Source organism: Sphaerospermopsis reniformis, from assembly GCF_005402885.1.
Taxonomy (GTDB): domain Bacteria; phylum Cyanobacteriota; class Cyanobacteriia; order Cyanobacteriales; family Nostocaceae; genus Sphaerospermopsis; species Sphaerospermopsis kisseleviana.
In genome coordinates, this window is sequence record NZ_BJCE01000121.1 from 1 (window position 1) to 16,669 (window position 16,669).

Genomic DNA, 16,669 nt, shown 5'->3' on the forward strand with positions numbered 1-16,669 from the left:
ATGTTTTAATGTAGATTTTATTTTTGTTGTATTTTGATTGTTATGAAGAATTGGTAATTGGAAATTGCTAGTTGGTAATTGATAGTTACTAATTGGAAATTGGTAATTGGTAAATGGTAAATTTTTATTAGTAAACAGTTATTAGTTACTAGTAACTAGTAACTAGTCCTCAGTACCCAGTCATCAGTCATCAGTACCCAGTCACCAGTCCCCAGTCCCCAGTCACCAGTCCCCAGTCACCAGTCCCCAGTCCCCAGTCCCCAGTCACCAGTCACCCTAAAGTGTTGGCAAAAAGTTGTTGAACTTGTTGCCAAGCATCCGCCGCAGCTATAGGATTATAACTACCACGGCGATCGCAGAAAAATCCGTGATCAGATCCATCGTAGCGAAACACGCCATGAGAAATGTTGTGTTTTTGTAACGCTGCTTCAATTTCGTTTACCTGTTCTGTGGGTATACTGGCATCATCCATCCCAAAAAAGGCGTAAATAGTCCCGGAAATTTCTGGAGTGCGGGTAATAGTAGGGTTGCCGCCTCCAGGGGTGCGGGTGGTGATCCCAGCACCGTAAAATGAAGCAGTAGCTTGAATATCAGGGAGGGTAGCAGCTAGGTAGGCGACATGACCACCAAAACAAAAGCCAATACAACCAAAACCTTCTTTTTTGACATTGGGCTGAGTTTTGAGATAATTAATAGCGGCTTGAATATCGCTCAACAGTTGTGAAGCTGTGGTTTGTTCCCAGGCGTATTTTCTACCAATTTCTATGTCTTCAGGAGTATAACCCGTTTCAAAGCCCGGTGCTTGGCGTTGAAAAAGAGCAGGTGCGATCGCCACATACCCCAGTTGAGCAATCCGTTCTGTCACCTCCCGAATATGCTCATTAATTCCAAATATCTCCTGTAAAACTACAATTCCGGCGTAAATACCAGGTGATGTTGGTTTTGCTAAATAAGCATCAATTTGACAATCATTTTGAGAAAGTTTAACTTTTGTAGAGTCTATTGTTTGCTCTGTCATAATAATTTTCATCAAAATTATCTGATCCGATAAATTCAAAATAAATCATATATTTAACAGGTAGTACACACAAACAGTTAAGTGCAGCTACCAATCATCAGGAGAATTGTTAATGATTCAATTCCGAATTCAGCCAGACAGCGAAATCCCCGCATCCAGCCAACTATTTAATCAAATTCGCTTTGCGATCGCCTCTGGTCAGTATGCACCCGGTTATAAATTACCCAGCACCAGGGCGTTAGCCATGCAAACTGGATTACATCGTAACACTATTAGTAAAGTTTACCGCCAGCTGGAAGACGAAGGATTTGTCGAAAGTCTAGCAGGTTCAGGAATTTATGTCCGCGCTCAAGGCCATGAGGGTGGTGGTAGGTTACAATCTCCCATTCTGAAACAATACCCCGAAGCATACAAAACAGTCCAAAAAACACTGGATGAATTACTTAATCAAGGTTGTTCCCTCAATCAAGCACGGGAGCTATTTTTAGCGGAAGTTGACTGGCGTTTGCGTTGTAGTGCCAGAGTTTTGGTAATAGTACCATTACAGGATCTTGGTGCTGGGGAATTAATGGTAGATGAATTAGAAGAATCCCTAGAAATTCCCGTCCAGTTGGTAACAACAGAAGAATTAGCCGCAGTCTTAGAACAAACCACATCGGCCACATTAGTCACCAGTCGTTATTTTATCGGAGAAGTAGAAGCGATCGCTGGACCCCAAGCAGTCCGCGTTATTCCCCTAGATATTCATGACTATAGTAAAGAACTCAATGTAGTTAAAAGCCTTGCCAAATCAAGCTGTATTGGTATAGTTAGCCTCAGTCCTGGTATTCTCAGAGCTACAGAAGTCATCCTACACGGTTTACGGGGGGATGAACTATTAGTTATGACTGCTCAACCCAAGGATGCTTATAAACTAAACGCCATAGTTAAACGTTGCGAAATCATATTTTGTACAGATCCAGTCAGTTACTTAACAACACAAGCAGGAATGCAAACAGTCTCAGATGATCTAATTCGTCCACCTAAACTAATTCGTTGTGAAAACTACATTGGTTCTCAATCAATTAATTTACTGCAAAGAGAACTGGGTTTAATGTGATGGGGCAGAAGTTTTTTATTTTGGATTTTGGATTTTGGATTTTGGATTTTGGATTTTGGATTTTGGATTGTTTTTATCAACCCCAATCTAAACAGGACTTACGCAAAAGAGAACGAAAGTAGGGGTAATTCATGAATTAACCCTACGCAAGAATAAGGTTTTCAGTCACATCTTACGTAAGTCCTACTAAAATCTAAAATCTAAAATCTAAAATCTAAAATCTAAAATCTAAAATTTTCCGCCCAATAACTAATCACCAAATAACCCCAAGGAACAAATAATTTGCGCTTCCTGTTGTCCATCTTCAGGATGGATAATACACAAAGAATTATTATCTCTTAAAGATATAATCATTGTCGCTAATTGTTCATCATTAATACCGCTTTTTAACTGCCGATTTAATTTAACTACCGTTGTTTCTTTTAACGGATAATGATATATTTCTTCTACCGCTTTTTTTAAAGTCTGCCAATCTTCTCCTGATGTAAATATAGGGGTTTTTGCTTCCGTTTTTTTAATATAATTATCTAACCGGTAATAAGTTCGATATCTGGCACTTTTAGAGCTTCCTAATTGTCCTCCAGATGTTTTTTGCTGTTCTAATAGTAAATCAGCCCCTTGAGCGACAATTTCATGGTGTTGGGGATGCTTTTTTTCTGGGGGTGTATCCCGGTTACATCTTGCCATTCTTAAAATTCTCATTTGCGATTGAGTAACACTTTTTCCTTCCTTATTTATCCACGCTAAAACATCCGTACCTTCAGCAGTTCGCAGATACATTAACACCCCTTGAGGATCTAAATTTGTACCTTCATGGTAACGGGTAGAATAAATCACATTGGGCAGATTTTTAATGATTTTCTCTAAACTTGGATCAGCATCTATGGCATTTTTCCAAATTTGAAAAGCTTCCGAAGTTAAATCAACTTCTCCATCATCTACTTCATCTAAAATACCCGATTTCTCATGATAAAGATCCAGTATTTCTTGATAGGAAAAACCATCCTCAAAAAATGCCTCATCTGTACCCACTACACTAGCATTTTGTTGTAATCTTTCTGTCAGTCTACCTCTTAAATTAATTAATTTTTCCACACCCTCCGCAGGTAAAAAAGAATAACAGAGAATTTCTGATGCTTTTTGGCCTATTCTATCTACCCTTCCTGCTCTTTGAATTAAGCGAATAATTGCCCAAGGTAAATCATAATTAATAATAATCCGACAATCTTGTAAATTTTGACCTTCACTTAAAACATCCGTAGCAATTAAAATTCTAATTTCCTGTTCAGGGGTGATATTCTGTTGATTACTTTGGGGACTAAAACGATATACTAAAGATGTGGGATCATTTACCTTACCCGTAACTAAAGCAGTTTGGGAAATATGCGCTTTTCCTAGACATTCCTGTAAATAACGCGCTGTATCTGCAAACTGAGTAAAAATCAATATTTTCTCATCAGGATGAATTTCTGTGAGTAACTTTTGCAAAGTTTGAAATTTTTGATCTTGTTGATAATTCCATTCTCCACAGTTATTTAAACAGTTATTTAAACAGTTATTTAATAACTTCAACAATGCTCTAGCATCTTCCAGAAGATGTTTTTTCAACTCAGACTTAAACAACCGATAATTTAACCATTTAAAACGTTTTTGATATTTGCTTTGATAAAGTTCATAAATAACCTTTGCTTGACGTTTATATTCTGCTTCTTTACTGCTTAAACTAGCAAAATTTACCTCATCATTCTGATCATCATTTTCTTCATCATTGTCATCATCAGCTATTTCAAAATCTAAATTGGTAGAATTAATATTATCCGCATCTTCATCATTATTTGCAGTCTCTAAAAATTCCGCATCCTGTGTACCAATGGGAATATCTAATTTATTTTCTAACGCATGAATATAAACATAATTTCTTAAAATATGACGTTCTAAAGATTCTAAAAAAGCATTACCGCTACTTTCTAATCTTTTAAATAAATTCGTGCGACAAAAACCCATTAACCGTCTTCCCCCACGGGATAAACCATTTAAAATTTGTTGTTCCGTTGCTGTGGGAGGTTGTTTATATTTATCTAAGGTGTAATTTCCTAAACCGTAACGGGGTAAAGATAGAGAATTGATAATTTCCACCACTTCACTAGAGTATAATTTGCCATAGTCATCATCATTATTAATAGTAAAAGTGGCAGTTTTAGGAATGCGGGTAGGAAAATAAGAACGAGAACCATCAGGAAATTGTAAATATTTTCTGCCATCTATTGCATCAGTTTCGGCATAATTATTTTTAATGAAACTGCGTGTTCTTCTGAGCATATAACGATTCATTAATAATTGCCAATCTTCTGCATATTCGCTTTTTTCAAATGCTGCTAAAGTTCTCACTTTCGTTTGCGGATATTTACGTTTAAATTCAGTTTCATTTCCCAATTCTCTGATTAAATTTTCTGGTTTAATACCTAAATCTTTAGATTCAGGAATAAATAACCGTAACTGTGCAGATAAATCTAAATTACTTTTATTATAAGGGGTTGCAGTTAATAAAATACAACGACTTCCGCTTTGTTCAATATATTCTTTAATCGCTGCATAACGTTGTCCATCTCTATTTCTTAAATTATGACTTTCATCTATTAATACTAACCGAAAACGGGCGGTAATTGTCGGTAATATTTTGGTAACTTGACTAATAGGAACTACCCTAGCAGCTAAACCATATTCATCTTTATATTTTTCCCACATAGAAACAAGATTTTTCGGACAAATAATAACGGTACTAATACCCAGTTCATCCTCTATAATTTTAGTAATTGCTGTTCCTACTAAGGTTTTTCCTAATCCTACCACATCCCCAATCATTACACCACCACGACGGTTAACATAATGGGCAGCAACTTTTACTGCTGCTGCTTGAAAAGGGAATAATTGAAAATCATAAGGTATAGCATATTGACTTAAACCATCTCGCGCTTCTTGGGAGAGATGATAAGCCATTTTGAGATAAACATAGTAAGGAGAAATAAGTTTTTCTGTTGCCCAACTTTCATCTATAATTTTGATTAATTCATCGGAAATATCTAAACAAAATCGATCTTCCCAACGTTCATTAAACCAAGTTTGTAATTTATTAGTTGCATCATGATCTAATATGTCAACGTTTAATTCTCCCTGGTAAGATAAACCAGAAAAGGTTAAATTACTACTTCCTAAAAAACCAATAGCGGGTAAATTATGATAATTTTGGGGAATTAAATAAAGTTTAGCGTGGAGGGGATGACGGAGATATAATTTAACTACTACTTTTTTAGTTTGTAATTGGGTTTTTAGTCTTTTTAAACCCCATTCATCATCATTGCTGGGTTTACCTAAAGTTAATTGTTGACTAAATTCTTGTACTAGGCGTTTTCTCAGGTTAGTTGTGTCACTTTGGGATATGGGTTTGCGAGATATTCCTAAACCTAACATTTGGTTAAGTTCATCTTTGGGTAATTTTTGCATTCCAATTAATAAGCGACAACAATTATTTTCACCTCCGGTAAATTGTTCTATTTCTTCCTGTATTAATTTCCATCCCCGCAGGTTGAAATAACCTACACAAAAATCCGCTTTATGTGCATCTTTTAAACTTTGTTTGAGGGTTGTTAATAATTGTTCATTGATGTTATCAAAAATTCTTGGCATAGGTTTTTATTTATTATAAAATTGGTTGTAGGTTTGGTTGAGGAACGAAACCATTGTCAATTTCGGCTTGAATTAATTCTTTAATAGTCATGGTTTTTACTCCTGTTGCTACTTTGAAGATTATAACATAATATCAGATTTCCGACTTCTATCATTAATTTATCATTAATTTATCATTTATTGACACAATAACAATAAAAGTCGGGAATATTAAATCTTAATCTTCAACTTTGTCTAACCAAATTTGTAAATCATTCACAGTTTTAAAATCTAATAAATCTTCACTTAAATCTTCTAAAACAGGTAAAGATAAATTAGAAATAGAACCGCGTATTTTTGGGGATATTTTACCAAATCGTTTACTCAAAAGTCTCATAACTAAATTAAAAGTTGCTTCTTCTAGTCCTTCTTTTCTTCCTGCTTTTAATCCTTGTTGAAGTCCTTCTTCTCTTCCTTCTTCTCTTCCTTCTTCTTTAATTTCTTGATAAACTCTTGTTTGTTTGAGTGTGATTCCTAACATAGATTCTACCTCGTGACGTTTAAGATTTTCAAATTTGTACATCATAATTATGGTGATCATTTCTATTATGACGCGATTTGATGATGATGGTATTTCTGATTGAGTTTTTGCTAATAAATACCTCGCTGCTTCTGGTGCTTGATTTTCTTCTAATGTGGTTAATATCATCATTCCTACCGATGTGGGTAATTGATGAATATCCCCCAATTCATCTAAGTATATCCGATGTACTTGATCACTTTTCAAAAATGCCCGCAATGGATAAGTATTACTTTGTTCAATGTTACGAGATGGATAAATTATAACCGCTTGCCAATCACTAAATCTAGTCCGGTTACGATAAAAATATAAGGAAGATTCAGCTACTATTCTTTCATACAATATTTCATCTTTCTGGAATTGTACCTCACAAAAATATACTACTCCTGGATTTTCATTTTCTGGTGGTAAAAATACGCCATCAATTTCAAATTTTGGTTCTTTAATTGCTACAGAATCAAATTTATAACTATCGGCATTTTCTGGAGGATTTTCCAACAATTGAAACAATAAAGATGGATATTGTTGGAATAGTTTGTAAAAGATTGTGTCTCGACGCATAACATAAATATTTTCTATTGATTAATTGTTTGATTATTATATTAGATCCCCTACTTCACAGATCAATTTATGATTTGTTGACAAGATTAAAAATAATTTGCATATCTTTGTTTTTATTATGAATTGTACGGGTTTAGCAATGCTAAACCCCTACGTTTACGTTATTTAACCATCTCCCGATAAGCATTTAAAGCAGCATTTTTCACTTCTTCCGCAACAATGGGAAATGTACTCAATATATGACTAAATTCGCTTTCTGTTAAACCATATAAATGGGCAATTATTCCATCTAATTCTGCGCGGATTTTTCCCCTTTCTCTCTCGTCTGTAATTCCGTTTTTATGACTTCCTAACCCTACTTCTTTCGCTAATTCATCATATTCTGCTGTGGTACATATTAGTTTTGCTGCACGTTCTACTATTTCTTGAAAATATTCGTCTTTTTCTGTTAATCTGGGTACAGGTAATTGATAAATGTAGAACATATTAACATTAGCAGAAACCTTTTGACGTAGAGAAAAATCAACAACAAAACTATTCCAAATTCCGACTAAATATAATGATTCTAAATAGTCTAAAAAGTCATTTCTATTATATTTAACAGCAGTTTGAAAATTCTCTGAACAAAAATTAGGAGGAATAATTGTAGAAATCAAAGTTCTAACATCTGTATTTCTTCCTATTTTTCTAAACCCCAACCTATAACACTGATAATCTAAAATTTGCCCTTTATCAACACCATTTTTACCTAAAACTGCTTTTCTTCCTTCCTCCTCATCTACCCAGTAGCGAGGTTCAGCAAACTTATGATTAAATTGATGAATCATTTTCCCTTCATATAAAGGTAATCTTCCTTTTCCTGGTTCAGTTTTAAACAAATAACTATCATTAGTCATGTGAAATTCAGCGGTTAACTTTAAATTCCATTTATCCTGAATTTCCTCCCCCAATAAAGGAAAGCGACTCATTTTTTCAGCAATGTGAATATCTAAATCAGTTTTAAACTCCATGATTGAAATAGAATCAGGAGATAACTGTTTAATTAAATCCACAGACATATTAATACAATCATCACCAGGAAAACTATTTAACTCTCCCACATCATGACGCATAAATTTAGCAGGGAAAGATAAAGTTTGCTTACCATTTTCAAAAGTCAATACCACAAACTTAAACCGACTATCAACCCCCTCAAAAATAGCTTTTCTATTTTCAAAACAGAATAAACCAGTAATATTAGTTTGCGAAAATAACATTTCTCGTAACTGCTTAGTACCCAAATCAGTATAAATACCGCTAGGAATAACCAAACCACATTCACCATTTTGAGAAAGTAAATTAACACATTGTTCCACAAATAACTTATATAAATTAATATCAGTTCCCTGTTTTTTCCCATTCACCACAGAAATCTGATTAACATATTGTTCCGCACTGCGATAATATAAACTTACATGAGGATATTGACTTTGATACTCTAACCAAGCAGTAGCAATTTCAGGATTTTCTAACAACTGCTTTTGTTGTTTTTCAAAAGTCTTAATATCCATCTTATTCTTAGTCACAATATCGCTATATTCTGCGAAAAATTCCTTAGCTTGCGGTTTAAAAATCTCCCAAGGAGGATTACCTAAAATAATATCAAAACCACCCCTAGCAATAATCTGATCAAAATGATAACCCCAATGAAAAGGTTTTAACCCTTCCATATCCTCAATATTCAAAAGTCGTTTCACAGGTTTACCCTTTAACTGCACTTCCTCATATTTAATCTTTAAATTACTAAATTCATCTAACAACAATTGATTTAACTTCACCAAAGATTCCCGATTGACACGATTAATATTTTCCCTTAAAAATTCTAACCTATCTTCCTGTTCCGTACCTTCCACATCTGCTATCATAAAAGCGTGTTCTTTGTACTTTCTAATACTTGCGTTTTTCTCTTTTAAAATTGCTTGATAATTTTGTGAATTTAATTGTTGTAAAATATTACCTTGTTTAGACTGTCCAACATTATCAAAACGACTTCCATCAACGCGAATTAAACCAATTAACGAATTACCAGACATAATGTTAAAATCAACATTAGGTAAAGGTTCTAAATCATCAACAGTTTTCGCAGCAGCAACCAAACTTAAAAACAAGCGTAGTTTAGCAATTTCCACCGCTTCCTCCATGATATCCACACCATAGAGATTGTCAGTAATTACCCGTTTTTTGATATAATAATCCAAAGAAGGATGATCTTGTTTAATCTTAGTTAATCTGGCTTGATTTTCCGCATTTCCCGAAACTTGAATAAAATCAAAAATAGCAGTATAAATCTTAATCAAATGTTGTAAAGCAGCAACCAAAAATGCACCACTACCACAAGCGGGATCTAAAATTGATAAGTTTGGTAAAACATCATCTAACAATTGCTGACATAATTGATTATTGAGATTTTCTAAAACTTGAACATTACCAATTTTACCACTAATAAATTTATTAATAGTACGTTCACATAAATAATTAGTAATTTCCGGTTTCGTATAATAAGCACCAAATTCCTTTTGGTTAATATACTTTTCAAAAATATACCCCAAAACATCAGGATTAATTTCATCATCCTTACCACTTGGAGTATCATCTAAATGCCAAGTATAACCGGAAAATAGTTTAAAAATCTCCTCAAAAGCAGTATCACTAATTTGAATACGGTTACTGAGCGAAGTCGAAGTAACATTATATTTTTCTTCAATTTGATGAGGTAAAAACAAACCACCATTAATATATTTAATTTTACCAATTAAAGCAGGAGTTTCATGTTTACGGAACTTTTCAGCTTTCCCAAAACCATCAAAAAACAAAGTTTGTAAAAACTCTTGATAATATAAATCCTGTCCTTGACTTTGACTAACCTTTAACTTATCTTGTAAATAATTAGTATTACCATCATCCAAAAAACCTTTTTTCTGAAGGAAATAAATAAACATCAAGCGGTTTAAAATTACCGACGCATACCAATTAGCATCTTTTGTATTTTCGATACCTTTGATAAAAGTAACAAATTGCAAATGTCTTTCTTGGAACTTATTAAAAAAGTCTTTTGTAACCTTTTCAATATCAAAAGCGGTTTGAGTGCGTTGAGTGACATCTGTTAAAGTTAAATTTTCTTCCTCTGCAAAATCAATAAATAACGCCTCTAATTTTTGAGTTAATAATTCTCCTGATTGAGTAACGTTAAAAGTAGTTTCTTTAGCTTTAGTTTTAGTAGCAGATTCTCTTTTTACCCATTGCCAAACTTGTTTAGATTGATTTTTATCAGTATAAATAATTAAATGTTCTTGACTATAACTAGTAACTTGGGTATCTATATTTTTCCTAGTTTTAGCATTAGGTAAAATCCCATTTTCAGCAACACAATGATAAACCATTAAACCGCGTTTTTGGGCAACAGCTTCTAAAGTATATTCTAAAGTAGAATTTTCCTCATCTACCGATAAATAAATAGGAGAAATATCAGCATAATCCCAACCTAATTCTTCAATAAATAAAGATGTAAAATCAGATAATTGCAGATATTTTTTAACTTGATTGCGGTTGAACTTCATAATATTTTTACCAGGTATATATACAGAAAATACAGGTATCTAACCTGTCGTAACAATTGTAGCATATACCAGTAACAAAGATTATGTACTGATTATTTAAGTTTTATGAACATTTTATTAACATATTCAAACTATTACTTTAAACCATCTGCGTTTATCTGCGTTTATCTGCGTTTAAAGAATCACCCCAAAAAATCCACATCTAAAGTCAAGGTAGGTTGGGTTGAGGGACGAAACCCAACATTTACAAATGTTAGTTTACAAATGTTAGTTGGGTTTCACTTTGTTCAACCCAACCTACATCTCATTACCCAGGTAGGTTGGGTTGAGGGACAAAACCCAACATTTACAAATGTTAGTTTACAAATGTTAGTTGGGTTTCACTTTGTTCAACCCAACCTACATCTCATTACCCAAAAAATCCACATCTAACAACTGTTCTAAAGTATAAGGACATTCTTGGGGAAAATCTACTTGAAACTTAGTTTTCACCTCCACAAATTTTAAAGCATCAGCATAAATATCTAACATTTCCTCAGATAAATAATTGCGTAAATTACCCGTTAAACGTCGTTTTAATTGGTTTCTAAAACTGACAATTTCCGCTTGCCAATGATGACCATTTCTTTCAGTTTCTTCTGTCCAATACTGATATAATAATAAATGTCTAATAATTTGTTCTAACAGACTAGCAACCGCATTTTTCTTTTCATTACCCAAATCTGCCAACTCCTCAATTAAATTCTCTAAATCCACATCATTAAATTTACCTTGTTTCAATAATTCAATATTAGTTAATAACCATTCATAATCATCAATTTTATAGAGTTGTTGTAAATATTCCAAATTACTAATTACACTCATAACATCACCTCTGATTTATTTCACCAATTACCAATTACCAATTACCAATTACCAATTACCCATTACCCATTACCAATTACCAATTACCCAAAAAATCCACATCTAACAACTGTTCCAAAGTATAAGGACATTCTGAAGGAAAATCTACTTTAAACTTAGTTTTTACCTGCACATATTTTAACGCTCTTTGATAAATATGATCAAGTTCATCAGCTAGAAAATTACGTAAATTAGTAGTTAATCTATCCTCCAGTTGATAACGAAAACCTAAAATTTTTGATTGCCAATGATGACCATTATTTTCTATTTCTTCTGTCCAATATTGCAGTAATAAAAGATGTCTAATAACTTGTTCTAATAAACTTTTAACCGCATTTTTCTTTTCATTACCCAAGTCTGCCAACTCCTCAATTAAATTCTCTAAATCCACATCATTAAATTTACCTTGTTTTAATAATTCAATATTAGTTAATAACCATTCATAATCATCAATTTTATAGAGTTGTTGTAAATATTCCAAATTACTAATTACACTCATAACATCACCTCTTAATTTTGGTAGGGGTAATTCATGAATTACCCTTATATGAATTATCCCTACATGAATTATCCCTAAAATTGAATCTTAACCCAAAAAATCCACATCTAACAACTGTTCCAAAGTGTAAGGACATTCTGAGGGAAAATCTACTTGATAATTAGTTTTTCTTTGCACATATCCTAGCGCCCGTTGATAAATTTTTAATGTTTGTTCAGCTAAATGATTACGTAAATTAGTGGTTAATTTAGCATTTAATTGATCTCGAAAACTATAAATTTCAGCTTGCCAATGTCCAGAATTTCTCTCACTTTCAGCAATCCAATATTGATATAATAATAAATGTCTAATTATTTGCTGTAATAAACTTTCTACAGCATTTTTCTTTTCATTACCCAAATCTGCCAACTCCTCAATTAAATTATTTAAGTCCACATCATTAAATTTACCTTGTTTTAATAATTCAATATTAGTTAACAACCATTCATAATCATCAATTTCATAGAGTTGTTGTAAATATTCTAAATTACTAATTACACTCATAACCTCACCTCTAATTTATTTCACCAATTACCCATTACCCAAAAAATCCACATCTAAAAACTGTTCTAAAGTGTAAGGACATTCTGAAAGAAAACTCACAGTAAAACCTGTTTTTTCCTGCACATAACCCAAAGCATCATGATAAATATCAGCAAAAATAGAACTTAAATAATTAGATAAATTAGTAGTTAATCTATCTTTTAATTGTGTCCTAAAACTTCTAATTTCCGCACGCCAATGATTTTTATTTCTTTCATATTCAGCTTTCCAAAAATTTAATAGTAATAGATGTCTCATAATTTGTTCTAACAGATTTTTCACCTGGTGTTTATCTCGCTTGGCCAATGACTCCAACTCCTCAATCAAATTCTCTAGATCCACATCATTAAATCTGCGTTGTTTTAATAATTCAATGTTAGTCAATAACCATTCATAATCATCAATTTCATAGAGTTGTTGTAAATACTCCAAATTACTAATTACACTCATAACCTCACCTCTTAATTTATTTCACCAATTACCAATTACCAATTACCAATTACCCATTACCAATTACCAATTACCAATTACCCATTACCAATTACCCATTACCAATTACCCATTACCAATTACCCATTACCAATTACCAATTACCCATTACCAATTACCCATTACCAATTACCCATTACCAATTACCCAAAAAATCCCGCACCTTCTGTAAATAAGTTTCTGGATCTTCCAACATCGGAAAATGTGCGGTATTAGCAACAATTTCTAGCTGCACCTTATCACTCAAAACAGCCGCTTTTCTACCTAAATCAGCAGGAATAATTAAATCATATTCTCCGGCTATTAACAAAGTTGGTACTGTTAATTTAGCAAATTCTAAAGGCATTGTTTCCGCTTGTTCTTTACTCACAGAGGTAAAAATTGTCCCTAAAGCGGAATCATAATCAGCGTCAATAAAATCTTGTAAAAAAGCTTGTCTTTCAGCTTTAGGAATCGGACGATGCAAAAATCTCGCCATAAACATCCTATCCGCTAAAGGTATTTTCCCTAACCATTGAGGACGGAATTTAACTACTAAACCACCAAATTTATAGAAAGCTGCAAAGGCTTTTTCATCATATTCAAAAATCCCACTACAAGTTAAAATTGCCTTGATAACTTTTTGGGGATAACGATTAAAAAATAAAGTCGCAATTGAAGCACCCATAGAATGGGCATTAATATAAACACGCTCCAGATTTAACTCATTTAATAATACTGCTAAATCTTCCGCATATTCTGTTAATTCATAACTCAATTTACTGCCATCTTGGGTTTCAGCATGGGAACGCCCAAAACCGCGCATATCATATAATAAACAGTCAAACTTATCTGCTAAAGCCTCAGCCGTACTGCGCCAATATCTACACGAACCAGCCCAACCATGCAAAAAAACCATCACTGGTTTTACCACATCTGATGGTTTCTTGATCCACTCGTAATAATGCTCAACCCCGCGAACTTTGATATAAGACATAATTTTTAAGGAATAGGTGACAGGTGACAGGTGACTGGGGACTGGGGACTGGTGACTGGGGACTAGTGACTGGTGACTGGGGAAGAAGCAGGGGAGCAGGGAGCAGGGAGCAGGGGGAAATTATTTGTATTTTTCCCAATCACCAATCACCAATCACCAATCACCAATCACCAATCACCAATCACCAATCACCAATCACCAATCACCAATCACCAATCACCAATCACCAATTACCAATCACCAATCACCAATCACCAATTATGCTGACTCTGGTTTTGGTAATGAAGAAGGATGTACCAACAGTTCCGCTGTAGAACGTTTCTCTACCATTTCCCGCGTTACTGTGCAGCGAGTTACATCTTTACGGGATGGCAACTCATACATCACATCTAACATCAATTCTTCCACAATACCCCGCAACGCCCGCGCCCCAGTTTTCCGGCGATAGGCTTCTTGGGCGATCGCCTTCAAAGCATCTGGTTTAAAATCTAACTGGACGTTATCCATCTTCAGCAGTTTTTGATACTGCTTCACTAAAGCACTCCGGGGTTGAGTCAAAATCGCCATCAGTGCTTCTTCATCCAGAGGATCAACTACAGCCACCATTGGCATCCGCCCAATAAATTCGGGAATCATGCCAAATTTCACCAAATCATCGGGTTCTAAATGACGTAGTGTGTCCGCAGCCCGTTTTTCTTTAGATATCCCTTCTCCAGACTGCACAAAGCCAATTGACTTTTTGCCCACTCTCTGATCTACGACTTTTTCTAAACCAACAAAAGCCCCACCACAGATAAACAGGATGTTGCTAGTGTCAATCTGAATACAATCTTGATAGGGATGCTTGCGTCCGCCCTGGGGTGGTACATTAGCAATTGTACCCTCTAACATTTTCAGTAAAGCTTGCTGTACCCCTTCCCCGGAAACATCTCTAGTAATGGATGTGTTTTCACTCTTGCGGGCAATTTTATCAATTTCATCAATGTAGATAATTCCCCGTTGCGCTTCCTCCACATCTAAATCTGCCACTTGCAAAAGTCGCAATAAGATATTTTCCACGTCTTCCCCTACATACCCTGCTTCGGTGAGAGTTGTAGCATCTGCCACCGCAAAGGGTACATCGAGGATTTTGGCCAGAGTTTGCGCTAACAGGGTTTTACCGCAACCAGTCGGACCCATTAATAAAATATTGGACTTTTGTAGTTCTACAGCATCATCAGCGCCACCTTTACCATTACCTTTAGACTGAGCAATAGCTAAACGCTTGTAGTGATTGTAAACTGCAACCGACAAGACTTTTTTTGCTTCATCTTGCCCAATTACGTGTTCATCTAAATATTTTTTAATTTCTCTCGGTTTGGGGATTTGGTTAAAAGAGAGATTGGCAGAACTGGTACGGCGTTTTTGAGGTTGTTCTGAACGTGATGCTGGTTGGGAAGCAGAACTACTGGTATCCAGCAGTTCTTCATCTAGGATTTCATTACACAAGTCAACGCATTCATCGCAGATGTAGACTCCCGGACCCGCGATTAATTTACGCACCTGCTCCTGAGACTTGCCACAAAATGAACATTTTAAATGGGAGTCGTATTTAGACATACCAAGCCTCTTATTTCAGAATGGTGACGTTTTCCCCTGCTGTGGGGAGATTTTGTCTAGAAATAACCTGATCGATTAAACCGTAGTTTTTTGCCTCTTCTGCTGACATAAAAAAGTCGCGTTCTGTATCAGCTTCGATCCTTTCTAAAGGTTGACCAGTGTGCGTGGACATTAATTGATTCAACTTACCCTTAATGTAAAGAATTTCCCGCGCTTGAATTTCAATATCAATTGCTTGTCCTTGAGCGCCACCAAGGGGTTGGTGAATCATAATCCGGGAGTCAGGTAAAGACATACGCTTCCCTGCTGTTCCCGCAGTTAACAAAAACGCCCCCATGCTGGCAGCTAGACCAAAACAAATGGTAACAACATCAGGACGTATTTGTTGAATTGTATCATAAATTGCCATTCCTGCGTAAACAGATCCCCCTGGTGAATTTATGTAAAGTTGAATATCTTTTTCTGGGTCTTCAGCGTCTAGGAATAGCAATTGAGCAACTATAGAATTAGCTACAGTGTCATCTATTGGCGTTCCTAAAAAAATAATCCGCTCTCGCAATAGACGGGAGTAGATGTCAAAAGCCCTTTCTCCCATACCGGACTGTTCTACCACCATCGGTACAATGTTGTTCGGGCTGTTGTAGTTACAGCTAATGCTGATGGGACTCAAGCTACTGATTGGGTAATTTCCCGACTGCGATACAAGCATACAAAAATATTTAACAATAAGTGGGACAGGTTTTACAGACCTTATGGCTGATTTTTCGAGAATTTGAATTTGTATTTGAACTATGTTTTAACCATTATGCCTTATCTTCATTTGTTCTTGCAGGAGGCAGGAGGCAGGAGGCAGGAGGCAGGAGGCAGGTGGCAGGAGGCAGGAGGCTGGGGGCAGGAGGCAGGAGTCAGGAGACAGGAGGCAGGAGAGGGGAGTCAGTAGGCAGGCGCGGCGGGGGGGTAGACAGGCAAGCGGCAGGAGGCTGGAGGGACACGACAACACAGAAGGGTATCACGAGACGGCGCCCGAGCCAGGCAACATGGGGTCTGCGTACGTATCACACAACATCAAAGATCATCGGAGCATTGGGCAGCATACGACGAGCC

13 protein-coding genes are annotated in these 16,669 nt (G+C 35.2%); 2 read left to right on the forward strand and 11 right to left on the reverse strand.

The genetic code is table 11. The annotated features are described in order from the left end of the window. Positions 1-271: 271 nt before the first annotated feature. Positions 272-1,018 carry a dienelactone hydrolase family protein gene (locus FFR48_RS16660; RefSeq protein WP_096572752.1) on the reverse strand — a complete coding sequence of 249 codons (747 nt, stop codon included), beginning with the start codon at positions 1,016-1,018 and terminating at the stop codon, positions 272-274. A 112-nt stretch (positions 1,019-1,130) separates the two neighbouring features. Here FFR48_RS16660 and FFR48_RS16665 point away from each other — a divergent pair, with 112 nt between their 5' ends. Then, complete coding sequence (locus FFR48_RS16665; protein WP_137668134.1) at positions 1,131-2,117, forward strand: GntR family transcriptional regulator; 987 nt, start codon at positions 1,131-1,133, stop codon at positions 2,115-2,117. A 249-nt stretch (positions 2,118-2,366) separates the two neighbouring features. On the opposite strand, the gene FFR48_RS16670 is transcribed toward FFR48_RS16665, so the two are convergent. From FFR48_RS16670 to FFR48_RS16710, 8 genes are all read right to left on the reverse strand, one after another. After that, positions 2,367-5,801, reverse strand: coding sequence for a helicase-related protein (locus tag FFR48_RS16670; protein WP_137668135.1), 3,435 nt, complete (start codon positions 5,799-5,801; stop codon positions 2,367-2,369). 217 nt (positions 5,802-6,018) lie between these two features. Continuing rightward, the gene (locus FFR48_RS16675) at positions 6,019-6,921 is read right to left on the reverse strand and encodes an Rpn family recombination-promoting nuclease/putative transposase (protein ID WP_096570071.1); all 903 of its coding nucleotides are present in this window, start codon (positions 6,919-6,921) and stop codon (positions 6,019-6,021) included. A gap of 161 nt (positions 6,922-7,082) precedes the next feature. Continuing rightward, a complete protein-coding gene (locus tag FFR48_RS16680; RefSeq protein WP_137668136.1) occupies positions 7,083-10,517 on the reverse strand; it encodes an Eco57I restriction-modification methylase domain-containing protein in 3,435 nt (1,144 codons plus the stop codon). A 399-nt stretch (positions 10,518-10,916) separates the two neighbouring features. After that, positions 10,917-11,381 (reverse strand): DUF29 domain-containing protein, encoded by a 465-nt coding sequence (locus FFR48_RS16685; RefSeq protein ID WP_137668137.1) that lies wholly within the window; start codon positions 11,379-11,381, stop codon positions 10,917-10,919. A gap of 76 nt (positions 11,382-11,457) precedes the next feature. Further along, positions 11,458-11,919, reverse strand: a complete 462-nt coding sequence (locus FFR48_RS16695; RefSeq protein WP_137668138.1) for a DUF29 domain-containing protein — start codon at positions 11,917-11,919, stop codon at positions 11,458-11,460. Between the two features lie 87 nt (positions 11,920-12,006). Beyond that, positions 12,007-12,462: a DUF29 domain-containing protein gene (locus FFR48_RS16700; RefSeq protein ID WP_137668139.1), complete on the reverse strand. Its 456-nt coding sequence runs from the start codon at positions 12,460-12,462 to the stop codon at positions 12,007-12,009. Positions 12,463-12,489: 27 nt separating this feature from the next. Continuing rightward, positions 12,490-12,951 carry a DUF29 domain-containing protein gene (locus FFR48_RS16705; protein WP_137668140.1) on the reverse strand — a complete coding sequence of 154 codons (462 nt, stop codon included), beginning with the start codon at positions 12,949-12,951 and terminating at the stop codon, positions 12,490-12,492. A gap of 175 nt (positions 12,952-13,126) precedes the next feature. After that, positions 13,127-13,966, reverse strand: coding sequence for an alpha/beta fold hydrolase (locus FFR48_RS16710; protein WP_137668141.1), 840 nt, complete (start codon positions 13,964-13,966; stop codon positions 13,127-13,129). A 23-nt stretch (positions 13,967-13,989) separates the two neighbouring features. On the opposite strand from FFR48_RS16710, the gene FFR48_RS29510 reads away from it, so the two are divergent. Further along, a complete protein-coding gene (locus FFR48_RS29510) occupies positions 13,990-14,280 on the forward strand; it encodes a hypothetical protein (RefSeq protein WP_162501906.1) in 291 nt (96 codons plus the stop codon). On the opposite strand, the gene clpX is transcribed toward FFR48_RS29510, so the two are convergent. Together clpX and clpP are read right to left on the reverse strand one after the other, a co-directional pair. Then, entirely contained in the window at positions 14,225-15,565 is a 1,341-nt protein-coding gene (gene clpX, locus FFR48_RS16720; protein ID WP_137668142.1) for an ATP-dependent protease ATP-binding subunit ClpX, read from the reverse strand. The two genes, FFR48_RS29510 and clpX, sit on opposite strands and share 56 nt — an antisense overlap. Positions 15,566-15,575: 10 nt before the next feature. Next, a complete protein-coding gene (gene clpP / locus FFR48_RS16725) occupies positions 15,576-16,274 on the reverse strand; it encodes an ATP-dependent Clp endopeptidase proteolytic subunit ClpP (RefSeq protein WP_137668143.1) in 699 nt (232 codons plus the stop codon). Between the last annotated feature and the right edge of the window lie 395 nt (positions 16,275-16,669).